This is a genomic window from Xanthobacter cornucopiae (assembly GCF_043195065.2).
Lineage (GTDB): Bacteria > Pseudomonadota > Alphaproteobacteria > Rhizobiales > Xanthobacteraceae > Xanthobacter.
Map to the genome: position 1 here is coordinate 2,985,154 of NZ_CM195531.1, position 23,672 is coordinate 3,008,825.

Genomic DNA, 23,672 nt, shown 5'->3' on the forward strand with positions numbered 1-23,672 from the left:
TAGGCCATGTCGCGCCCCGGGGAAAGGGAAGCCGCGCCGCGTGGCCCCGGCCATGGCCGCGCACCGCCGGACTCAACGGAATGCGCGCTTGACAGCCGGCTAATATTCACAAAATCTACGTATTGACTCGACTTTATACATCATACAGCGGTGAGATCCATGGCGCTGCAAGCGATCCGGCGTGTTCCCTGGCTGAATATCGCCGCTGTCGTTGCCGTTGCGGCAGCGGCTTTCGTGCTGGTCACCAAGAACAGCCAGGGCTTCTCGGCGCGCTATATTCTGAATGCCTCCTACGACCCCACCCGCGAGCTTTACGACGCCATCAACCCGCGCTTTGTGAAGCATTACGAGGCGAACACCGATTCAACCGTGGCGGTGCGCCAGTCCCATGCCGGCTCGACCTACCAGGCCCGGCAGGTTGCGAGCGGCGAGCTGCCGGCGGACGTGGTGACCCTCGGCCTGCCCTCCGACGTGGAGATCCTGCACACCCGCGGCCTCATCCCCGACGGCTGGGAGAAGCGGCTGCCGAACAACTCCCGCCCCTATGAATCGACCATCGTGTTCGCCGTGCGCAAGGGCAACCCGCACGCCATTCGCGACTGGCCAGACCTGGTGAAGCCGGGGATCGAGATCATGGTCCCCGACCCCAAGACCTCCGGCAACGGCAAGCTCGCGGCGCTGGCGGCCTGGGGCTCGGTGGTGCTGCGCGGCGGGACCGACGAGGAGGCCCGCGCCTTCCTCAAGGCCATCTACGACCACGCCCCCTTCTTCACCCCGGCGGCGCGGGCCACCGGGATCGCCTTCGCCGTGGAGAAGCGCGGCGACGTCCATCTCGCCTGGGAGAACGAGGCCCTGCGCGAGGCCAAGGACTCCCGCGGCGCCATCGAGGTGGTCTATCCGCCCATCAGCATCCGTGCCGAGCCCACCGTCGCCTGGGTGGACGCCAATGTCGCCAAGCATGGCAGCCTCATCCCGTCCAAGGCCTATCTGGAATACCTGTTCACCGACGAGGCCCAGGAGATCATCGCCGCCCAGGGCTACCGCCCCTACAAGGCGGAGATCCTAAAGAAGCACGCGGATCGCCTGCCGCCCATCAATCTGTTCCCCATCACCGCCATCGCCGGCGGCTGGTCGGAGGCGCAGTTCAAGTTCTTCTCCGACACCGGGATCATCCAGTCCGTCTACACGCCCAAGCCCCGCGCGGAATGACCCCCGCCAGGGCGCGCCGCCCGCACGAAGAACACGCCTAAACGCAACAGGTTGCAGCATCCCACGTGAGCCGGAGCGAACGGCGGATGCGTTCGCGCCGCCCGTCGTCCCAAGGACAGCCCATGACCGACGCCGTCTCCGCGCCCCTTCACCGTCCGCCTCCCGCAGCGCCTGTATCCGGCGACGGCACCGCCAGCCTCGGCCGTCTCGCCAAGGTCAAGGCGGACCTGGTGGCCGGCCTCACCGTGGCCGCCCTGTCGCTGCCGCAGAGCATGGCCTATGCCCTGGTGGCGGGCGTGGACCCGCGCTTCGGCCTTTACACCGCCATCGTGTTCACGGCGGTGGCGGCCATCTTCGGCTCGTCGCGGCACCTCATCAACGGCCCCACGGGGGCGGTCTCGCTGGTGGTGTTCAGCGCCCTGGCCATCTTCGACCCCCAGGCCCAGCTCGACGCCTTCGAGGCCATGTTCCTGCTGGCGATCATGATCGGCGCCATCCAGATCCTCATCGCCGTGACCAAGCTCGGCGATCTCACGCGCTACATCTCCGAATCGGTGGTCACCGGCTTCATCGTCGGCGCGGCGACGCTCACCATCATCGGCCAGGTGGCCAACGCGCTGGGGGTGAAAGCCCAGGGCACCGGCCATCAGCACGTGCTGGAGCGCCTCTATCTCACCGTCACCCAGGACGCGCCCTGGAACTGGAAGGCGATCGCCATCAGCGTCGGCGCCATCGTCCTCGCCATCGTCTCGCGGCGCATCGTGCGGCGCTACAAGCTGCCCCAGCTCGACATGCTGTTCGTGTTCATCTTCGGCACGGCGGTGGCCTATCTGCTGGGCTGGTCCACCGCCGCGCCCGGGGCCCGGCCCGAGGTATCCCTCATCTCCGCCATCCCCTCCAGCCTGCCCCGCTTCCACGTGCCCGAGGTGCGGCTGGACTGGGTGGCGGACCTCGCCGCCAGTTCGGCAGCCATTGCCGTGCTGGGCCTCTTGGAAGCGCTCGCCATCGCCAAGGCCATCGCCCACAAGTCTGGCCAGCGGCTCGACTACAATCGCCAGATCCTGGCCGAGGGCATCGGCAATCTGGTGGGTGGCTTCTTCCGCTGCATGCCCGGCGCCGGCTCGCTCTCGCGCACCGCCATCAACTATCAGGCGGGAGCGGCGACGCGCTTTTCCGGCCTCGTCACCGCCGGCTTCGTCGCCATCACCGTGCTGCTGATCGCCCCGCTCGCGTCCTACGTGCCGAAGGCACTGCTGGCCGGGCTGCTGATGGTGGCGGCAGCGCGCCTGTTCGATTTCGAGCGGCTGCGCTACATCCTGCGCGGCTCGCGCTATGATGCCGCCCTGCTGATCGCCACCGGCCTCACCGCCATCATCATCAACATCGAATACGCCATCCTCATCGGCGCCGCCGTGTCCATCGCCTGGTACGTCACCCGCGCCTCGAAGCTGAAGGCGGTGGAACTGGTGGTGACGCCGGAACGGGTGGTGCGCGCCCGCGTCGGCGACGACCCGCCGAGCCAGGGCGTGCTGATCTACGATTTCGAGGGCGAATTCTTCTTCGGGGCCGCCCCCGATCTCGACCGCTACCTGGAAGAAGCCACCCAGGCGGCGCGGCAGCGCGACATCAAATACATCGTGCTGCGTCTCAAGCGGGTGCGAAACCCGGACGTGGTGGCGCTGGAGGTGCTCGACCTGTTCCTCAAGGAAGCCCGGGAGCGCGGCTTCACCGTGCTGCTCGCCGGCGTGCGGCCGGACCTGCTGCAGGCGCTCGCCCGCGTCGGCATCCTCGACCATCTGCCCTCCGATCTCGTCTTCCCGGAAGAAAGCGAGGACTTCTCGGCCACCCTCAAGGCGATCCGCCGCGCCTACGCCCTCGCCGCCATCGACGCCAATGCCAGCGCCGCCCAGCGCGGGCACCAGGGCGAATGGGCGGAGCTGGGCAAGGCCAAGCTCGCCTATTACCTGGTGTGAGGCCACCCTGGCCGCCGCCCGGCGGCAGCCAGGGTCGGGCGGACGACACGAGCATCCACCGGGGCGGCGTGCCGGCTTGCGCTGCCGCCCCGCTTCGCTCGAACACCGGCCGGTGAGCGTCCCGCCGGTGGAATCGCCCCGCCACCCGGATTCGACAGGCGTGAGACCTGAGGGCCGAGAGACTCACGCCCAGGCCTCGGCTTGAGCCCGCGCGGCGTGTGAGCGGCATCCGCTGGACACCGCTCCCCGGCACCGCGCTCACCCGGCACCGCGCTCACTTGGCACCGCGCTCACTTGGCACCGCGCTCGCTTGGCACCGCTCGAAGACCAAAGCCGACGCTAGAGCGATTTCCTCGCGTTTTGAGTCGTCTGGGGTTCCCAAATCAGCGGCGTTCTGATTCACGCTTCGTGTCGGAGAGGGAGGCCGACATGCATGGCCAGGACGCTGTCTTTGGACCTGCGGGAGCGGGTGGTTGCCGCCGTCGAGGGCGGGATGTCGCGGCGGCAGGCGGCCGAGCGCTTCGGGGTGAGTATCGCCAGCGCCGTGCGCTGGTGCGCCAGGGTACGGGAAACCGGAAGCGTCGCGGCCAAGCCGCGCGGCGGTGACACCCTCTCCGCCCGGATCGAGGCGCAGGCCGACCTGATCCTGAGGCTGGTGGAGGAGACAAGCGACATCACCCTGATGGAGCTTCAGCATCAGCTGGCCGCCCACGGGCACCGCTTTGCCATCGGCACGCTTTGGCGCTTCTTCGACCGTCACGCCATCACTTGGAAAAAAAGACCGCGCACGCGGCCGAGCAGGACCGCCCCGATATCCTGAAACAGCGCCAAGCCTGGTTCGACGGCCAACTGGACCTGGACCCGGAGCGGCTCGTCTTCATCGACGAGACCTGGGCTTCCACCAACATGGCGCGCCGCCACGGCCGTTGCCGGCGCGGGAAACGCCTGCGGGTCGGCGTGCCGCACGGCCACTGGAAGACGACCACCTTCGTCGCCGGCCTGAGATCCACCGGCATGGTCGCACCCATGGTACTCGACGGCCCGATCAACGCCGTGGCATTCCAGGCCTATGTGGAACAGGTTCTCATTCCCGAGCTCATCCCAGGCGACATGGTGGTGATGGACAATCTCGGCTCCCACAAGGGGCCACAGGTCCGCGCCGCCATCGAGGCTGCCGGCGACGGTCTGCTTTATCTGCCGCCCTACAGCCCCGACTTCAATCCCATCGAGAAGGCATTCTCAAAGCTCAAGGCGCTCCTGCGCAAAGCCGCCGAGCGCTCCGTCGCCGGCCTGTGGGACACCATCGGTCGCCTCATCGACTGCTTCACGCCAAAGGAATGCCAGAACTTCTTCATGGCCGCAGGATATGAGCCATTATGAACGGAAATCGCTCTAGGAAGCCAAAGGCGCCTGAGCGTGACACATGGGCCTTTGGTGGCGCCCGCGCGCGAAGGCCACCGGGGCCGCCGCTCCGCCCCGGAGCAGAGACCGCAGATGGGGCGGCACCGCCGGCACCGCGCCCCGATGGCCAGTAGCCGTCCACCCCCTGCGCAGCGCGGCCACGGCGAGCCCGACCCCGCACGGCGCGCGCCCGATGCCCCGATGCAACGAACGCCGATCGCCCGCCGCATCCTGGCAAGCCTCTTTGTCGGAGCGCAGTCTGGCCGAAGGGCGGTGTCGCCCAAAGGACATCACGCCCAAAGGACATCACGCCAAAGCGAACTCGCGCCTGACGACTGCCGCGCCACACGGACCGCGCCAGGCAGATGCCTTACGGCCGGGCATCACCCCAGCCGGCGCCCCGCCTCCATGCGCACGATCTCGTCGGCGAACGCCGCCGCCGCCACCGGATCGTGGGTGATGAGAAGCACGGTGCGCCCCGCCGTCGCCCGCGCCACCGCCGCCAGCAGCGCGCGCCCGGTGGTCGGATCGAGGTTCTCCGTGGGCTCGTCCAGGATCAGGACCAGTGGCGCGCGCAGCAGTGTCCGCGCCACCACCAGCCGCCGCGCCTGCCCCGCCGACAGGCGCGCTCCGCCCTCGCCGATCCAGGTCTCGAGCCCCGCCTCCTGCCCGGCGACGAACCCGGCCAGTTGGACGATCTCCAGGGCCTCCGCCATGGCCGCGGCGTCGGCTTCCGGCGCCGCCACCAGCAGGTTGTCGCGGATCGTGCCGTTGAACAGCTGGGCATCCTGGGCGGCGACCCCCACCAGCCGGCGCAGGTCCTGGCCCTGGTACTGGCGCAGGTCGTGCCCGCCCAGCCGGATCTCGCCGTCATACTCCCAGAAGCGCAGCAGCAGGCGGGCGATGGAGCTCTTGCCGGCGCCGCTCGGACCGAGCAGCGCCACCCGGCGTCCGGCCGGAATTTCGAGATCGAGCCCATCGAGGGCCGCGGGGCCGGCGGGGTCGTAGCGCAGGGTGACGGCGCGCAGGCTCAGGCCGCCATCCCGCGGCACCGGCGAGGGCGCCGTCCCCTCGGCGATGGCGGGAACGCGGTCCGCCAAGGCGAACAGGCGCCGGGCGGCTGCGGTCACCTCGCCCCAGCGCTGCATCGCCAGGGGCAGCGGCGCCACCGCCTCGAAGCTCGCCAGGGCGCACAGGGCCAGCGCCGGCACCAGCGCCGGCTCCAGCTGCGCGGCCGCCGCGCTCGCGGCGGAGAGCGCCGCCGCGCTCCAGAGGGCAAGGCCGGCGCACAAGCTCACCCCCGCCTCCGCCTGCGCGCCATGGATGGCGGCACGCCCCTGGGCCTCGACCAGCGCCGCGCTCAGGTCGTCCATGGACACGAGATGCCGATCACCGGCACCGGCGGCGCGCAGATCCGTGGCCCCCTGGAGCGCATCCACCACCGCCACGCGCAGCTCCGCCCGCAGACGCACCGCCTCCACGCCCGGAGCTGCCGCCGCACGGCGGGCCAACGCCGGGCCGACGCCACCGGCGCACAGCAACAGCGCCGCCACCACCACGGCGGTGGGCGGATGCAGCACCGCCAGCACCGCCACCACCGCCGCGCCGGAGGCCACCGCCACCGCCACCGGCGCCGCCAGCCGCAGATAGGCATGCTGCAGCGTGTCCACGTCGGCCTGCAGCCCCGCCGCCAGGTCGGCGCCGCGCCGGTCCATGAGCTGGGCCGGAGCCAGTGGCGCCAGCCGCCGGAACAGCCACAGGCGCAGCCCCGCCAACAGGCGGAATGTCGCCTCGTGGCTCAGCAACCGCTCCAGATAGCGCCCGCCGGTACGCAGGATGGCGAACAGCCGGATGGCTGCGGACGGCAGGAAATAGTTCATCATGCCGGTGCTGACCCCAGCCAGGGCCATGGCGGCGATGAACCAGCCGGCCACCGTCATCAGCCCGATGCTGGCGAGCACGGTGATGCAGGCGACCACCCCCGCCAGCAGCATCCAGCCGCCAAAGGGGCGCGACAGGCCGAGAAGCCGGCGCAGCACGGCGAAATCGCCGCTCACGAGGCCAGCCCCGCGTCGCGCAGCAGCGCCGCGAACCGGTGCCCGTCGGCCTCCAGCGCCGCCCGCCGGCCCTGTTCGACGACGCGCCCCTCCTCCAGGAACACCACCCGGTCGGCCAGTTGCACGCTGGCGAGGCGATGGGCGATCAGCAGCGTGGTGCGCCCCGGCGCCAGCCGCCGCACCGCCTCCGCCACCACACCTTCCGTTTCACGGTCGAGACCGGCGGTGCCTTCGTCCATCACCACCACGCGCGCGTCGCGCTTGAGGAAGGCGCGGGCGAGGGCCAGGCGCTGCACCTGCCCGCCCGACAGGGTCTGGCCATGCTCGCCCAGAAGGGTGTCATAGCCCTTGGGCAGGGCCTGGATGAAATCGTCGGCGGCGGCAAGGCGGGCGGCGGCGCGCACCTCCTCGGGCCCCATGGACGGATCACCGAGCCGGATGTTGTCGCGCACGCTGCCCGCGAACATGTGCGGGCGCTGCGGCACCAGGGCCACCTGGCGCATCCAGTACGCCGGGTCCACATCGTTCAGAGCATGGCCATCGACCTCGACGGCGCCCGCCTGCGGCCGGATAAAACCGAGCAGCAGCGCCGCCAGCGTGCTTTTGCCCGCCCCGCTGGGGCCCACCAGCGCGGTGATCTCGCCGGGTGCCAGCCGCAGGTCCACCCCGCGAAGCGCCGGCCGCCCCGGCGCCCAGGCATAGCTCGCCGCCCTGACCCTCACCTCGATCCCGCCCGCGAAGGCCGGCTGCCCGGTTCCGGACGGCTCCGGCGCCTCCGCCATCAGGTCGAGGACGCGCTCGGCGGCGGCCAGCGCCTCCATCCGGGCGTGATAATCGACGCCGAGCTGGCGCAGCGGAGCGTAGAACTCCGGCGCCAGCAGCAACACGAAGAAGGCCGCCTCGAAGCCCATGGCGCCATCCAGCAGGCGGAAGCCGATCAGCACCGCCACCACCGCGATCGCCACCGTGGCGAAGAACTCCAGCGCCAGCGCCGACAGGAAGGCCACCCGCAGCACCCCCATGGTGCTGGCGCGATAGTCTTCCGCCGCCGCCGCCAGCCGCGCCGCCTCGCGCTCGCCGGCATTGAGCATTCTCAGGGTGGCGAGCCGCTGCAGGCCATCCAGCAGTTGCGCCGACAGCCGGGTCAGACGCCGCCACTGCCGGCGGTTCAGCCGCTCGGCGCCCTGGCCCAGCAACACCATGAACAGAGGGATCACCGGCGCCGTGGCCAGCAGCACCAGGCCGGAAATCCAGTCGCTGGGCAGCACCACGGCCAGGATCAGAGGCGGCAGCGCCGCCAGGACGCCGGCATGGGCCAGGAAGCGCGCCACATAGGGCTCCAGCGCGTCCACCCCATCCATGACGATGGTCGCGGTCTCGCCCGAGGCGCGGCCGGCAAGGCGAGCTGGCCCCAGAGCCGCGAGATGCCGCAGCAGCCGCGCCCGCACCTGCGCCTTCAGCGCCCCGGCGGCCGCGATGGACCGCCGGTCGGCCGCGCCATTCAGGAAGAAGCGCAGGGCCAGCAGCGGCAGCACCGCCAGCAGCCACGGCAGCGCGCTCGCCAGCGGCGCCCCGCCCATCACCACCGGCGCCACGCCGTGCGCCAATAGCCATGCCTGCGGCACCACCAGGGCCGTAGCGAGGGCGCCGAGAACCGCCGCGCGACGCACGGCGCCGCCGCTGTCCGCCACCTGGCGGCGCAACCAGCGCTCCACCTCGGCACCGGGCCGGTCGGGACCGTCCGTTTGCGGGGCGGCCCGGGGAAGGGCCTCGGGCGCGGGTGCGCCCGCGTCCTGCCGCCCGCCGGGCGCGACCGGGTGCGATGCGCTCACGCCTTACCGTGCGTTCCGCCGGAGGCGCGATGCGCGGGTGCACCGGCCGTCACCACGCCGGCCACGTCACCGGCCCCCTCACCCTCGCCGGCGGACGCGGCCCTCGCCGCGTCATCCTGCGCCTCGAACAACACGCCGGCGGACACCGCCACCAGCACCATGAAGCCGGTGCCGAGGAACCACGACAGGTACCACGGCCCGTAATCGCCGAGGATGATGCCCATGAGGATGGCGAAGCCGGCAAGCCCCAGGGCGATGATGTAGTGCAGGAGCATGGGTGGCCTCCTCAGAGCGCGTGGTCCGACGCTTCGATCTGCTTCACGTCGATCTTGCCGCGCATGACCCAGAAGGCCCAGCTCGTGTACCACAGGATGAGCGGCATGAAGAGCAGGGTGAAGCCCAGCATCCAGCTCAGCGTCCGCAGGCTGGACCCGGAGTTCCACACGGTCAGGCTATGCGACGGATTGGTGAGCGACGGCATGAGGAAGGGGAACATGGCGGCGCCCACCGTGCCGATGACGCCGATCCAGGCCACCACGCCGAGCCACCAGCCCACCAGCGGGCGCCGCGCCAGGTGCCCGAGCAGGCCGAGCAGCAGGCCGGCATAGACCAGCGCCGGAAACGCCCACAACAGCGGCTGTTTGCCGTAATTGGCCAGCAGCGCGCCGGGCACATAGGCGACCTGCTGGTGCAGCGGCGTCTGCGCCACCTCCGGCGCCGGGCCGGAAACCAATTGGTAGAAGCTGAGCTTCGACACCCAGAAGCCGGCCAGGGTGAACAGCACCAGTGCGACGACGCTCGCCGCCACCGCGGCAGTGCGGGCGCGCGCCGAGACCGGATCGGTGGCGCCGCTGGCGAGGCAGCTGCCCCCCATGTAGATGGCCAGCGACACCGACATCAGCCCGCACAGGATGGCGAACGGGTTGAACAGCTCGATGAAGCTGCCGGTGTAATAGGAGGTGAGCCGCCAGTCGAAGTGGAAGGGCACGCCCTGCAGCACGTTGCCGATAGCGGCGCCAAACACCAGCATGGGCACGAAGCCGCTGATGAACAAGGTGGCGTCCCACGCCGCCCGCCAGCGGTCCGAGGGCATCTTGCTGCGGTACTCGAAGCCAAGCGGCCGCACGATCATGCTCCACAGCAGCACCAGCATGACAATGTAGAAGCCGGAGAAGGCGGTGGCATAGACCAGCGGCCAGGCGGCGAAGATGGCGCCGCCGCCGAGAATGAACCACACCTGATTGCCGTCCCAATGGGGGCCGACGATGTTGAGCGCCACCCGCCGCTCGGCGTCGGTGCGGCCCACGTAGCGCAGCAGGGTGCCGACGCCCATGTCCATGCCGACCATCACGCCGATGCCGGTGAGCAGCACGCCCAGCAGCACCCACCACACCACCTTGAGCACCGCATAGGCTTCGAACGCAAGGCTTTCCATGTCAGTAGGCCCCCGCCAGCCGCACCGCACCGTCATGCGCGTGGACCTCAGGCCCCTTGCGGATGAAGTGCAGCATCAGGAAGATCTCGATGATCGCGAAGATCGTGTAGAGCAGAATGAAGCCGGTGATGGAGAAGATCATGTAGCCGACGCTGTGGGTGGAGGCCGACAGCCACGTGGGCAGCACCTCGTACACCGTCCAGGGCTGGCGCCCCACCTCCGCCACCAGCCACCCGGCCTCGCAGGCCAGATAGGGCACCGGGATCATCAGCACCGCCACCCGCAGGAACCAGCGCTGCTCCTGCACCTTGTTGCTGAGCGTCATCAGCATGGCCAGCACCATGTAGCCGAGCATCAGCAGGCCGAACCCGACCATCACGCGGAACGACCAGAACACGATCCAGACCTCGGGAATGGTGTCCCGCGCGGCACGGGCGATGTCGGCGTCGGTGGCCTTGGAGATGTCGCCGCCGGCGGCGTAGCGCTGCACCAGGAAGCCGTAGCCCACATCCTTGCTGTGCGCCTGGAACTGGCTGAGCGCGGTCGCATCGGTGGGGTTGGCGCTCAGCGTCTCCATGGCCTGCACGGCCGGGATGCCGTTGCGGATGCGCTCGCGGGCCTGGGCCTCCAGCTGGTCCGCCGCCGGCAAGGTGCCGCTGAGCGAATGGGTCACCAGCAGCGACAGCATGGCCGGGATCTGGATGGCGAAGTCGTTGCGCTGTTCCTGCTGGTTCGGGAAAGCGATGGCGTTGAACGACATGGGCGCCGGCTCAGCGGTCCACAGCGCCTCCATGGCCACCAGCTTGGTGGGCTGCGCGTGGGCGCCCACATAGCCGAGGGCGTCGCCCAGCGTGATGACGCCGCCGGTGCCCAGCACGCCGAACACCGCGGCCACCCGGAACGAGCGCCGGGCGAACTCAAGATGGCGGCCCCGCAGCATGTACCAGGCGCTGACACCGCACACCAGGATCGCCGCCGTCACATAGCCGGCCAGCACCGTGTGCACGAACTTGGACTGGGCATCCGGGTTGAAGAACAGGGCTCCGAAGCTGTCGAGCTCCATCCGCATGGTCACCGGATTGAAGCTGGCGCCCTGGGGATGCTGCATGAAGCTGTTGGCCACCAGGATCCACAGCGCCGACAAGTTGGAGCCGAGCGCCACCAGATAGGTCACCAGCAGGTGCTGGGCCTTGGTCAGCCGGTCCCAGCCGAACACCATGAGGCCGATGAAGGTGGATTCCAGGAAGAAGGCCATCAGGCCCTCGATGGCCAGCGGCGCGCCGAAAGTGTCGCCGACAAAGCTCGAGTAGAACGACCAGTTGGTACCGAACTGGAACTCCATGGTGAGGCCGGTGGCCACGCCCACGGCGAAGTTGATCAGCAGCAGCTTGGTCCAGAATTGTGCCATCGCCTTGTAGATCTCGCGACCGGTGGTCACGTAGATCGTCTCCATCACCGCCAGCAGCACGGTGAGGCCCAAGGTCAAGGGCACGAACAGGAAGTGGTAGAGCGCCGTGGCCGCGAACTGAAAACGCGACAAATCCACGACAAGGTCGTTCACCATCACAAGCCCCCCTTGCGCGACGGCGCGCCCGCCCCGGTCGTCGCGCAGACGACGGGCGGACATCAAGACTCCCGGATCGTGGCTGGACAATGGGTGATATCCACCGCCCGCGTCAACAGCCCAGGACCATTCCAACCTGCGGCATCGGGACCGCCGCGTGTCGTCCAAATGAGAAGAACAAATTATTTTTCATGCGTTTGCATGGTTCGAACGAAACTGCCACGGGGCCATGCCCACCCGCCGGCGCGCTCGACCTACCGATCCAGCAGGCGCGCGAGCGCCTCCCATGAGCGCACGCCGGTGGCATCGTAAACGGCCGCGAGATGCTTCTTCATGGCCTCCTCGCTGGTGTGCGTGCGGCGGGCGGCCTCGGCCCGGTCGTCGCCCAGCGCCGCGGCCAGCATGAGGGCGCGCCGGCGCGGCGAGACCTCATAGGCCATGACCTGCTCGAACACCCGCAGCGCGCGCGGCGTTTCCATCTGCAGGGTGACGAGCACCGCCTCGCGCTCGCCCTGCGGCGCGCGCAGCCGTTCGGGCGTGACCACGAGCCGCCCGCTGGGCACCGCGATCAGCGCCCGGGCGGCGGCTCCGGCAGCGAGATCGACGCACAATTCGCGCACGAAGCGCGGCGGCGCATGGATGGGCCCGCTGATGTGGATGCCCTGCCCCACGGCATTGGCCCGGCGCAGGAGCGCGTCGGCGCTCTCGTTCATCATCAAAAGGGTTTCGCCGGCGGCATCGACCAGCACCTGCCCCCGCACCGGCGACGCGTCCCACCGCGTCTCCCGGACCGCCCCGCCAAACGCATGCGACAACGACCCCGAGGTCGCCCGCAGCGTTTCAAGGTCGGCGACCGTGAACGGCCCCGCCCGGGCGGCGCGGAACAGGAGGACGATGGCGCGCGGCCGCCCCGCGTGATCGACCCTGAGGTCGAGCGCGTGGCGATGCCCGCTGGCGCGCACCAGCAGGTTGAAGGTGTTGGAACGGAAATAATCCGGCGGCGGCGCCAGCAAGTGCCCGGCGTGCGGGCCTCGCAGCCGGGCCAGCGTCGCCACATTCAACTCGGCCGGGCCCAGGAACAATTCTTCAAACGCATTGACGAAGAGGTCGCGCGTCGGCGCCGGCGAATCCTCATGAAAGAAGCCTTCCGGCAGTCCGTCCCGATCGAGCCAGAACAGCGCCGCCGCGTCGGCGCCCACCAGTTCGCGCAGAATGCGGCAGGCCATGGGCGCGATGGCCGCGATTCCGGCGCCGGTCCGGCACAGCAGGTCGAGTTCCAGCCCCTTGCGCTTGACCGTTCCCGCCATGGCACCCCGATCACCGATGTTCCCCGCCCGGGGAATATGCGGCGGCGTGGCCCGCCGGTAAAGATTCGCCCTCTCGCGCCGGGTCGGCCGGAGGCGCCGGCCAGTCCCAAGCTGGAGACACAGGATGAAGTCGCTTCCCCGCGCGTGCGCGCTCATCACGGTGCTTGCGCTGCAGCTCGGCAGCGCGACGGCGATGGCGTCGGAGCGATTCCAGCCCGGCAACTGGCAGGCCGTGACCCGCGTCGACGGCAAGACCGCCGGCAAGCAGCCGCCGCGCTGCGTCGCCGCGGCCGACACCACGACGATGAATGGAACCGCCGACGAGATCCGCAAGGCCTTGGCCGCCAGCCCGGATTGGCAGGGCTGCGCCCTGAGCGACGTGCGCGCCGACGGTGATCAGGTGGACTTCACCGCCAGCTGCGGCGGCGGCATCGTCACCACCTCGCGCACCACCTATCGCGGCACGTCCTACAGCTCCGTCGTCACCGTTTCGAGCGCCGGCAGGATCGGGCTGGCGATGGCGATCGAGGGCACGCGCGTGGGAAACTGCCCGTGACGCGCCGCGCGCCGTCGCGGCGATAAGCTCCGGCCCGCCGCCAGTCGCCGGCCCAGGCCCCGGCGCCCGCTCGTTCGATGGACACGATCCCCCGCACGTGTCCATCTCCGCCGCCCCCGGCCCATGGCCGGGGGCGGCGGTGCTCACCAGCGCACTCGGAACACGCCCGAGCCACCCAGATTGGACGTCTGCGCGCCAATCTGGGCGTCGAACGCCGCCGAGAAGGTGATGCCGCCCGCGCCGGAGATCTGGATGCCGGCGTGGAGGTCCGCCGCGTCGCTCACGGTCGGCAGTGGATTGCCCGAGAACACCGCCGCCGGCAGCTCGGCGAAGCTGCGCGACACGTCCCGCCCGGGGCTGAAGTCATGCATCCACGCGGCGCGCAGGAATGGCGCGTAGCCGATCCCACCCGCGCCTTGCCATGTGCCGTCGATCTGCAGGCCGAGATAGGCCGGCAGCGCGGTGATGGTCCCCGCCTCATAGCTCAGCCCGCGCCCGAACGCCCCGAAGGCCTCCGTGCTCGCGCCCTGCCACAGCGCCATGGGTTCGATCGCCAGGAACGGCGTCAGCCGCGCGCCGAGGCCGGCCAGCGGCAGCGTGTAGCCCGCCTCGAAGCGACCGCCCAGGGTGACGCCGTCGAAACCGGTGCTGGTGGCGAGGCTCAGCCCCAGGCCATAGAGGTTTCGGTCGAACCCGCTATGCCCATAGCCCGCCGTGACGATGGCCGACAGGTAGGCCGGCCCGGCCTGGTAAAGGCCATAGAGGCTCACCCCGCCGTAGGTGGTGGTGGTGCTGGCGCCATAGTCGTCGGCCGCGAGGTTGATGGCCGAGAAGGTGCCGGCGAGGCCGAGCAGGAGCGGCAGGTTTTCCAGCCGGCCGTCGATGCCCACGGAGGTGCCGATGGTGGAACCGGACAGCCCGCCGCCGGTAATGAAGCTGCCGGTGGGCGCCGCCCACAGGCCGCGCGCCGTCACCGGATCGGCGGTGAGGCCCTCGCCCGCCGGCGCCCGCAGCCCGAGCCGCCACAGGTCGAGCTGGGTGGTGATGGTGGAGAGCGTCCCCGACGTGGCGCCGATCATGGCCTGAGGCACCACCGACACGCCGCCGCCGCCCACCGTCTGGTAGGCCGTCTCCAGGCCGCCCACGGTCGGGATGTTCAGCAGCGCCGGGACGATCGCCTCGAACAGCGCCGAGCTGCCGCCGGCCTGGATCTGCCCCACCGAGGCGCCGAGCGTCTGGCCGTGCGCGGACAGGCCCGCCGGGGTGAAGTCGATGGCGGTGCCCAGCGCCAGCCCGGACCGGGTCTCCACCACGGAGAAGTCGACGATGGCGGTGTCACCCGCCACCTTGAGCCCGGCGACGGACACCCCGCCCGCTGCGGTCAGGAACCCAGTCTCGAAGCGGCCTTGGACGATGCCGCCGGTGTTCATCAGCGCCCCGCGCACGGTGCCGCCGAGAGTGGCGGCGCCGGTCACCGCGAAGGTGTCCGCCGTGCCGGCGGCCTGGTCGGCCCGCACCAGCAGCGTGCCGGTGGCGCCCTGGGCCAGGTTGCCGTCGATCACCGTGCTGCCGAGATCCGCCGCGCCCCGGCGCAGGATGCCGGCATTGTTCAGAACGCGGGAGGCACCGCCGAGATCGAGGCTCGCCCCGGCCAGCAGCACGCCGGCCGCGCCGTTGTCCACCCGGTTGGCGGCACCCCGGGTGAGGGCGAGGTCGCCGACGATGACGCCGGAATTGGCGATCTGAGCATAGCCGGTGGTGGCGGTCACCGCCCGCCCGGCAGCCCCGTCCACGGTGGCCAGGATGCCGGCGTTGTTGACGATGTTCTGGGCGCCGTCGCTGGCGATGGCCGCGCCCCCCGAGCCGCCGAGGATCCGCACGCCGGAGGCAATGTTGACGATGGGATCGCCATTGCCCTGGGTGAGGATGGCGGTGGCGCCCGCGCCGGTGGCGCTGATGTCGGCGTTGGCGTTCACCGTCACCTTCCCCGACACGCCGCCGCTGCCCGAGACGAGCTGCATGGTGGTGCCGTTCATCACCAGGCCGCCGCCGTTGCCGGCGGACTGGGCAATGACACCGTCCGCACCTTCACCGGTGGTGGAGATGGCGGCGTTGACGGTGACCGTCACCGCCCCGCCGCTGCCCGCGCCGGTCTTGACCGTACTGGTGATGGCCGCGTCGTTGGTGAGCGCCGCGCCGCCGCCGCCGCCGATGGACTGGGCAATGACGCCGGCGGCGTTGGTGCCGCTGGTGCTGATGCTGTTCCCCACGGTGACGGCCACCGTTCCGCCGTCGGCCGAAGCGCCGCTGCCCGCGAACGTCACATCCGAGCCGGCATGCACGATGCCGCCGCCGCCGCCGATGGACTGGGCGATGAGGCCCACGGCCGCGCCGCCGCTGGTGCGAATGCTGCCGGAGGTGGCCACCGTCACCGCGCCACCCGCGCCGCCGCCGGTTCCGCCCAGGGTGGCATTGGTGGTGGCGCTGGAAATGCCGCCGCCGCCGCCGATGGACTGGGCCACAAGACCATAGGCGAAGCCGCCGGATGTGGTGATCTGGCCCGATGCGAGCGTGGCGGACACCTCGCCGCCGGCGCCGCCCGCGGAGCCGCCCAGGGTGAGACTGCCGCTGAAACCGGTGCTCGACTGATCGACGCTGGGCAGACCGACGATGCCGCCGCCGCCGCCGATGGACTGGGCCACCACGCCCATGGCCCGATTGCCGCTGGTGGTGACGGAGCTGGCCTGCAGGGTGACCGAACCGCCGGCACCGCTGCCGGAACCGGTGGCGCCCAGGGTGCCGCCATGACTGACGGTCATGGCGGTGGTGCCGTTGCCCTCCGCCAGCATGCCCGCGAGGCCGCCACCGCCGGCGATGGACTGGGCGACGATGCCGTAGGAATCCGCGCCGCTGGTGGAAACCGTGCCGTAATTGTCGAGGGTGATGGTGCCGCCCGACCCGCCGAGGCCGCCGCTGCCGCCAAGATTCAGCGTCACCGAGGCATTGGCGAGGCTACCGGAAACGTTGGTGGTGCCCGCCGCCAGGCCGCCGCCGCCGGAGATGGACTGCGCCAGCACCGCCGGGGCGAAGGCGCCGCTGGTGGTGGTGGTCATCCAATTGGCGATGCCGATGGTGCCGCCGTCGCCGCCGGCGCCGCCGCTGCCGCCCAGGGTGATGCCGCCGGCATAGGCCGCCGTGCCGCTGGAGGACGAGGCGGAGGCCATCACGTCGGCGGTGCCGCCGGCGCCGCCGCCGCCGCCCACCGTCTGCGCCAGCAGCGCCACCGCGCCCGCGCCCTTGGTGGCGATGGTGCCGTTGGCGGTATAGACCGACAGCTCGCCGCCCGAACCGCCGGAGCTGCCCGACCCGCCGAGGGCCAGGCCCACCGTGACGTCGCCGGAGCCGGTGACGGTGCTGTTGGTGGCGCCACCGGCACCACCGCCGCCGCCCACCGATTGCGCCACCAGGCCGTAGGCATTGACCCCGGAGGTGGTGAGGCTGATCGGCGCGCTGGCGCCATAGAGCTGCACCGCCACGTAGCCGCCGTCGCCGGCCGCGCCGCCGGTGCCGCCCAGGTTGAGGGAGGTGGTCACATCTCCGCCGCCGCTGGAACTGCCGGTGCTGGCGCCGCCGATGCCGCCGCCGCCGCCCACCGACTGCGCCATCAGGCCATAGGCGTTGGCGCCCGAGGTCTGGACGGAATTGTTGACCTGGACATAGACCTGCCCGCCGTCATTGCCGGTGCCGCCCGAGCCGCCGAGCCCCAGCGCGGTGGCGATGGTGCCGTTGGAGGCGCTCGACTGGCTGGAGCCGCCGGCGCCGCCGCCGCCGCCGATGGACTGGGCCAGCACCGCGGTCGCGCCCGCGCCTTTGGTGACGGTGGTGCCAGTGATGAGCACATTCACGCTGCCGCCGACCTGGCCGCTGCCGCCGGTGCCGCCCAGCGACATGCCGATGCTGGCCTTGCCGCCATCGGCGGTGGTGGAGCTCCAGGCGCCCGCCGCGCCGCCGCCGCCGCCCACCGATTGCGCGAAGATGCCGTAGGACAGGATGCCGGAGGTGGACACCGCCGCATATTGGTCGACATTCACCGTGCCGCCGGCCCCGCCGGTGCCACCCGAGCCACCGAGCCCGAGGCTGAGGACATAGGTGCCGGAATTGGCGTTGCCGCTGGTGGCGCCGCCGGCGCCGCCGCCGCCGCCCACCGACTGGGCGAAGATGCCGGAAGACTGGAGGCCGCCGGTGGTGATCGTCGCGTAGGATTCGACGGTGACGGTGCCGCCGGCCCCGCCCGCGCCGCCGGTGCCGCCGAGGCCGAGCGCCAGCGCCACGCCGCTGGAGGCCGAGGCGGACGAGCCGCTGGCCGAACCCGAGGCGCTGCCGCCGCCGGAACCGTCCCCGGCGGTCGCCGCCGCCACCACCGCGCCGCCGGAACCGCCGCCGCCGCCCACCGACTGCGCGAAGATGCCGTTGGACTGCACGCCGGCCGTATAGATGCCGGCCGTCGCATAGGTACTGTCGCCGGCGTTCACCGTCACCGTCACATCGCCGCCCGCGCCGCCCTGCCCGGCCGAGCCGCCGAGGCCGAGGGCGAGCGACATCGTGCCGCCCGAGCCGGTGGTGGTGGAGGACGAGCCGCCATTACCGCCGCCACCGCCGATGGATTGCGCGAACACGGCGCTGGAGGCGTTGCCGAAGGTGAGCAGGGTGCCGGTGGTGGTCACCCCCACGCCCTGGCCGTTGCCGCCGCCGGTGCCGCTGCCGCCCAGCGCCAGCGAGATGGAATTGTCGCTGGCCGAGGCGTTGGAGCTGCTCGCCCCGCCGTTGCCGCCGCCGCCGCCCACCGACTGCGCGAAGATGGCGGCTGCATTGTCGCCGCTGACGCTCGCCGCCGTGCCGGTGGTCAGATCGTAGCCGGTGATGATGGTGGCGTAGTTGGTGACGCTGACGGCGCCGCCGTCGGAGCCCGAGCCGCCCGCGCCGCCGAGGCTCAGGGCCACCGCCGTGCCGCCGTCGCTGCCGGCCTGGCCGCCCTTCTTGCCGGAGCTGTCGGTACCCGCCGCCGACGACGTCTCGTCACCGCTGGCGCTGCCCGAAAGGCTGCCGCTGGAGGCGCTGGACCCGGAGCTGGAGGAGCTCGACACGCTGGCGCTGGCGGTGCTGGAGCCGCCGTTGCCGCCGCCGCCGCCCACCGACTGCGCGAACACGCCGGCCGCCCCGGCGCCCACGGTATTCACATAGCTGTCCACGCCGGAAGCGCCCACAGTGACGTTTACCGCGCCGCCGGTGCCGCCATCGCCGCCGGTGCCGCCGAGCCCGAGGGTGACCGCGCCCTGGCCGCCGCTGGTGGTGGTCGAGGATGCCGAGCCGCCATTGCCGCCGCCGCCGCCCACAGACTGGGCGAACACGCCATAGGCCTGCGGGCCGAAGGTCTGGATGTTGCCGGTGGCAGTCACCGTCACGGCGCCACCGCTGCCGCCATCGCCGGCGCCGCCGCCGAGGCTGATGGAGGCGGCGTAGGAATCCCCGTTCGAATTGCTGGAGGAGCTCCCGCCGCTGCCACCGCCGCCGCCCACCGACTGGGCGAACACGCCGGACGATTGCAGACCGTAGGTGAGGATAGCCGAGCTGGTGTCCACCGTCACGGTGCCCCCGCCGCCACCGCCGCCGGCATAGCCGCCGATGGAGAGCGAGGCGGCGATGCCGTCGCTCGGCTGCGCGGAACTGGCCGAGGGGCTGCTGGAGGAATCACCCGAGAGCGCGGAGCTGACGGTGCTCGCGTCCTGCGCCGCACCGGCGCCCGCCACCGAGGTGACGCCGCCCTGCAGTTCGCCGCCCGCAGCGCCCGTGGTGGTGGAGGATGCCGCACCGCCGTTGCCGCCGCCGCCGCCCACCGACTGGGCGAAGATGCCGGCCGAGCTGGCGCCGTGGGTGATGAGCGTGCCGCCGCTGCTGACGCTCACCGTGCCGCCGGCGCCGCCGCCCTCGCCACTGCCGCCGATGGCGACGCCGGCCGCGTATTCGTTGCTGGAGGCGGTCGCCTGCGACCAGCCGCCGTTGCCGCCGCCGCCGCCGACGGATTGGGCGAGGATCGCCGCCGATTGCGCGCCGTAGGTCTGGATGCCGTTGGCGCTGCTGCCGGCGTTGCTGGCCACCGTCACGCCGCCGCCATTGCCGCCATTGGCGCCGCCGCCGCCGATGGACACCGCCACCGAGACCGTGGAGGCCACCGCGTTGGCGTCCGCCGAGCCGCCATTGCCGCCCGAGCCGCCGATGGACTGGGCGATGATGCCGGCCGCCTGGTCGCTGCCTCCGCTGCTGGTCCCGGTCTGGATGACACCGGTCTGCGTCACCTGCACCAGGGCGCCGGCGCCGCCTGAGGAGCCGGCGCCGCCGATGGCCACGCTCGCCGCCGCGCCATCGGTGCTGGAGCTGGTGCCCGACAGGCTGAAGGCGCGGCTCGACCCGCCATTGCCGCCCGAGCCGCCGATGGACTGCGCCAGGATGCCAGCCGACTGATAGCCCTGGGTGGTGATGCTGGCGGCCGTGACATAGACGGCGCCGGCGTTCTGGCCCGAGCCGCCGCCGCCGCCGGTGGCGCCCGCGCCGCCCACCGACACCTTCGCGTCGCCGCCGCCGGTGGCGCCCGAGCCGGCGATGGCGAAGCCGCCATTGCCGCCCGACCCGCCGATGGACTGCGCCAGGATGCCGAAGGACTGGTCGCCCCCGGTGGTGATGGTCCCCGTCACCGTCGAGGTGACGGTGTTGGAGCCGCCGCCGGAACCGCCGCCGCCGCCCACCGTCACGTCGGAGGCGAACACCACCGCGCCCGCCGCGCCGGCGCTGAAGCCGCCGTTGCCACCCGAGCCGCCGATGGACTGCTGGATCACGCCCGACGACAGCAGCCCGTCGGTGGTGACGTTGCCGCTGATCTGGACCGAGTTTCCGTCATGGACGGTGCCGCCGGCCCCGCCGGTGCCGCCGATGCTGACCGGCGCGGAAGCGCCGGTGCTGAGCCCGCCAGCCACATCCCAGCCGCCATTGCCGCCAGCCCCGCCGATGGTCTGGGAGATGAGCCCGGCAGACTGGTTGCCGGAGGTGGTGATGGAGGCCGTGTTGATGCCGGTGCCGTAGGAATTGCCCCCCGTGCCGCCGCCTGCGCCGATGCTGGTTGAGGCCGCGGCACCGGAGCCGAGCCCGCCGGCCACCGCGAAGCCGCCGAGGCCGCCCTCGCCGCCGATGCTCTGCGCCACCACGCCGGCCGAATGGGCGCCGGAGGTCTGCACCGGGGCGTAAAGATAATTGTAGACCGTGTAGCCCGAGCCGCCGGAGCCGCCACCCCCGCCCAGCGCCAGCGACAGGCTGGCGTCCTCGGCGATGCCGCCGCTCACCGCGAACCCGCCCGAGCCGCCCGCCCCACCCAGCGATTGCGACACCACGCCCGGCGCGAAGCCGGCGGCGCCGGCCGCCGAGGTGATGGCGCCATAGCTGGTGACCGTGACGTTCTGGGCGCTGGAACCGGCGCCGCCGCCGCCGCCGATGGCGAAGCTGGTCGCGACGGAGGTGGAGATGTCGCCGGCCACGGCGAAGCCGCCAGCCCCGCCGCCGCCGCCGATGGACTGGGCGAGCACCACGGGCGCACCGCCGCCGGTGCTGGCGAGGGCGCCCCAGTTCGCCACGTTCACCGTGCCGCCGGTATTGCCGGAACCACCGGCGCCGCCGATGCTGGCCCCGAGCGAGGCCGTCACCGACAGGTCGGCCGAAATGGAATAGCCGCCGGTCCCGCCGCCGCCGCCGATGGACTGGGCGACGATGGCGCTCGAGCCATAGCCGGAGGTGGTGATGTTGGCCGAGCCGTAGGCGCTGTTGACCGAGCTGTTCTGGTTGTAGACCCACACCTGCGACGCCGCCCCGCCCGAGCCGCCCGAACCGCCCACCGCAAGGCTTGCCGCCAGGCCGTCGCTGGCGCTGGCGGTGATGGTGGCGCCACCGGCGCCGCCGCCGCCGCCGATGGACTGGGCCAGGATGCCGTGGGAACGCTCACCCGTGGTGGTGATGACGCCGCCGGGATTGTCGGCGACCACCGAGCCGGCGGCGCCGCCCGAGCCGCCCTTGCCGCCCACCCCCAGGGTGATGGCGGAACCGTCCGCGATGGCGCCCGAGATGGCGGCGCCGCCGGTGCCGCCGCCGCCGCCGATGGACGAGCCGAGCAGGGCGATGGAATCGTCGCCGGTGGTGGTGATGCTGACGCCGTTGGATCCCGCATAGACCGCGCCGCCGGCGCCGCCCGAGCCGCCCGAGCCGCCGAAGCTGAGGGCGAAGCTGCCTTCGCTGGAGCCGGACAGGGTCACCGCATAGCCACCGGAACCGCCGCCACCGCCGATGGACTGGGCGGCGATGCCGGCCGATCCCTGGCCGGCGGTGGACACCAGCGCGCCGGTGGCCGGCGACGACATCGGTCCCCATTCGGTGAAGGTGATGGACGAGCAGGCGGCATTGTCGCCGGTGTTGCCGGTGTATTTGTTGCAATTGGTGGCCGCCGCCCCGCCGGCGCCGCCGGAACCACCGGAGCCGCCGTGGGAGATCGAGGCCGCGACACCCCCGGACAGCGAGAACGACAGGGCGCCGCCGCCACTGCCGCCGCCGCCGCCGATGGACTGGGCAAGGATGCCCGCCGAATTCAGCTCCACGGTGGAAATGGAGCCGGCATTGCTCACCAGCACCGCCGCGCCGCTGCCGCCGCCGCCGCCGGTGCCGCCCACCGCGAACGAGGCGCCCGCCACCAGAGAGGCGGAACCGGACAGGCCGAAGCCGCCGACGCCGCCGCCCCCGCCCACCGATTGCGCCAGGATGCCATAGGCGCCGCCGGCGGTGGTGCTGGGCGCGGCCGAGCCGTCGCAGGAACCGGTGCAGATGTCACCGTAATTGACCACCACCACCTGCTGGCCGTTGCCGCCGTCGCCGCCGGAGCCACCCAGCGCCACCGCCAGGTCCGGCGCCCCCGAGAAGGCCATGCCGCCGGAGCCGCCCGCCCCGCCCAGCGACTGGGCGAAGATGCCGCCGGACGAGGCCCCGGTGGACTGGATGTTGGTGTAATTGACCACCTGTGTCGTGCCGGAATAGCCCGCCGGCCCTCCCGATCCGCCAAGCGCGATCAGGCCGGCGGCGATGCCGGCATTGCCGCCGCCCCCGCCCACCGATTGCGCATAGATGCCCCAGCTGCCCTGGCCGGCGGAGGTGATATAGCCGGCATTCGACCCATAGCCGGAACCATAGGCCGAGACCCAGACCGCGCCGCCGTCGCCGCCATAGCCGCCACCGCCGCTGACCCCGCCGAACCAGCCGCTGGCGGACCCGCCGTCGCCGCCGTTGCCGCCGATGGACTGGGCGAAGATGGCCGTGGACTGCTGCGACGTGATGTTCGCGTAGCTGTCGAGGAACACGGAGCCGCCGGCCCCGCCCGCGCCCGCCTGGCCGCCGTTGCCGCTGCTGATGGAGCTGGTTTCGTTGCCGCCGTTGCCGCCCTGCCCGCCGATGCTCTGCGCCCAGATGCCATAGGCGGACGCACCGGTGGCGGTGATGTTCACGTAATTGATGACGTTCAGCATCCCGCCGTCGCCGCCGGAGCCGCCGTTGCCGCCGTCATACTCCGTGGAACCGGTGGAGCCGCCGTTGCCGCCCCGGCCGCCCTGCGAGTACACGACCATGCCCGAATAGCTGAAGTCGAAGGTGCCGGAGGGATAATTGGTCACCACCTGCACCATGCCGCCGGCGCCGCCGCTGCCGCCGCCGCGCCCGGCATAGCCGCAGCTGCTGCCGCTGCCGCCGGTGCCACCATTGCCGCCGGTGGAGCTCGCCAGCGTCATGGTGCCGTCGTAGCTGGAGGCCCCATTATAGCTGGGATAGGCATAGACATAGCCGCCGGTGCCGCCGTCGCCGCCATCGGAGGGCTTGTCGATGCACAGGTCGCTGGGCGAGGCATTGCTGCCGCCGCCGCCGTTGGAGCCGGTCTCCTGCATCTTGTAGTAGACCGAGGAGCCGATGGACGGCGCCGTCGATTGGCCGAAGGCCGGTGCGGTGAAGCCGCACACCGCCACGGACGCGAGAAGCACCTCGGCGCGCCTGGACATGATCCGCCCGCGCACCGCCTTCGAAACCGCCTGTGTCATTCGCCGCCCCGCCCCGCCCGACTCCCGGACATGCCGTTAAGATATTCGGGTGTTTGCGAATTTCAGTGCCGTTTTTTGGCTTCATGGGCGAGGCCGGACCAGAACGAGCAACCAACGTTCGGTCACCAACCCAAGATGGCGCCACCGCCGCAGGCCGTGCGCGCCACGC

11 protein-coding genes are annotated in these 23,672 nt (G+C 71.6%); 4 read left to right on the forward strand and 7 right to left on the reverse strand.

Annotation, left to right across the window (positions count from 1 at the left end; genetic code table 11):
* The first annotated feature begins 159 nt into the window (after positions 1–159).
* The 3 genes from V5F53_RS13160 to V5F53_RS13170 all read left to right on the forward strand — a co-directional run bounded on the left by V5F53_RS13160 (position 160) and on the right by V5F53_RS13170 (position 4,562).
* Entirely contained in the window at positions 160–1,209 is a 1,050-nt protein-coding gene (locus tag V5F53_RS13160) for a sulfate ABC transporter substrate-binding protein (protein WP_393997893.1), read from the forward strand.
* Positions 1,210–1,331: 122 nt separating this feature from the next.
* A complete protein-coding gene (locus V5F53_RS13165) occupies positions 1,332–3,182 on the forward strand; it encodes a SulP family inorganic anion transporter (protein WP_393997892.1) in 1,851 nt (616 codons plus the stop codon).
* Positions 3,183–3,615: 433 nt separating this feature from the next.
* Positions 3,616–4,562 (forward strand): IS630 family transposase gene (locus tag V5F53_RS13170; RefSeq protein ID WP_509212353.1). Its coding sequence is split into 2 segments (ribosomal slippage): positions 3,616–3,955 and positions 3,955–4,562, totalling 948 coding nucleotides; the frame shifts between segments, so codons are not numbered across the junction.
* Positions 4,563–4,966: 404 nt separating this feature from the next.
* Here the strand turns inward: V5F53_RS13170 and cydC are convergent.
* The 6 genes from cydC to V5F53_RS13200 all read right to left on the reverse strand — a co-directional run bounded on the left by cydC (position 4,967) and on the right by V5F53_RS13200 (position 12,778).
* Entirely contained in the window at positions 4,967–6,640 is a 1,674-nt protein-coding gene (gene cydC, locus V5F53_RS13175; RefSeq protein ID WP_393995396.1) for a thiol reductant ABC exporter subunit CydC, read from the reverse strand.
* Positions 6,637–8,472, reverse strand: a complete 1,836-nt coding sequence (gene cydD, locus V5F53_RS13180) for a thiol reductant ABC exporter subunit CydD (RefSeq protein ID WP_393995395.1) — start codon at positions 8,470–8,472, stop codon at positions 6,637–6,639. The genes cydC and cydD overlap by 4 nt, the downstream gene beginning before the upstream one ends.
* Positions 8,469–8,747: a hypothetical protein gene (locus V5F53_RS13185; RefSeq protein WP_393995394.1), complete on the reverse strand. Its 279-nt coding sequence runs from the start codon at positions 8,745–8,747 to the stop codon at positions 8,469–8,471. The genes cydD and V5F53_RS13185 overlap by 4 nt, the downstream gene beginning before the upstream one ends.
* An 11-nt stretch (positions 8,748–8,758) precedes the next feature.
* On the reverse strand, positions 8,759–9,907 hold the full coding sequence (gene cydB, locus V5F53_RS13190; RefSeq protein WP_393995393.1) for a cytochrome d ubiquinol oxidase subunit II: 1,149 nt from the start codon (positions 9,905–9,907) through the stop codon (positions 8,759–8,761).
* Position 9,908: 1 nt separating this feature from the next.
* The gene (locus tag V5F53_RS13195) at positions 9,909–11,534 is read right to left on the reverse strand and encodes a cytochrome ubiquinol oxidase subunit I (RefSeq protein ID WP_393995392.1); all 1,626 of its coding nucleotides are present in this window, start codon (positions 11,532–11,534) and stop codon (positions 9,909–9,911) included.
* Between the two features lie 191 nt (positions 11,535–11,725).
* Positions 11,726–12,778, reverse strand: coding sequence for a hypothetical protein (locus V5F53_RS13200; RefSeq protein ID WP_393995391.1), 1,053 nt, complete (start codon positions 12,776–12,778; stop codon positions 11,726–11,728).
* A 124-nt stretch (positions 12,779–12,902) separates the two neighbouring features.
* Between V5F53_RS13200 and V5F53_RS13205 the strand changes: the two genes are divergently transcribed.
* On the forward strand, positions 12,903–13,334 hold the full coding sequence (locus V5F53_RS13205; RefSeq protein ID WP_393995390.1) for a DUF3617 domain-containing protein: 432 nt from the start codon (positions 12,903–12,905) through the stop codon (positions 13,332–13,334).
* 143 nt (positions 13,335–13,477) lie between these two features.
* Here V5F53_RS13205 and V5F53_RS13210 read toward each other — a convergent pair whose 3' ends face one another.
* Positions 13,478–23,503 carry a hypothetical protein gene (locus tag V5F53_RS13210; RefSeq protein WP_393995389.1) on the reverse strand — a complete coding sequence of 3,342 codons (10,026 nt, stop codon included), beginning with the start codon at positions 23,501–23,503 and terminating at the stop codon, positions 13,478–13,480.
* Positions 23,504–23,672: the final 169 nt, after the last annotated feature.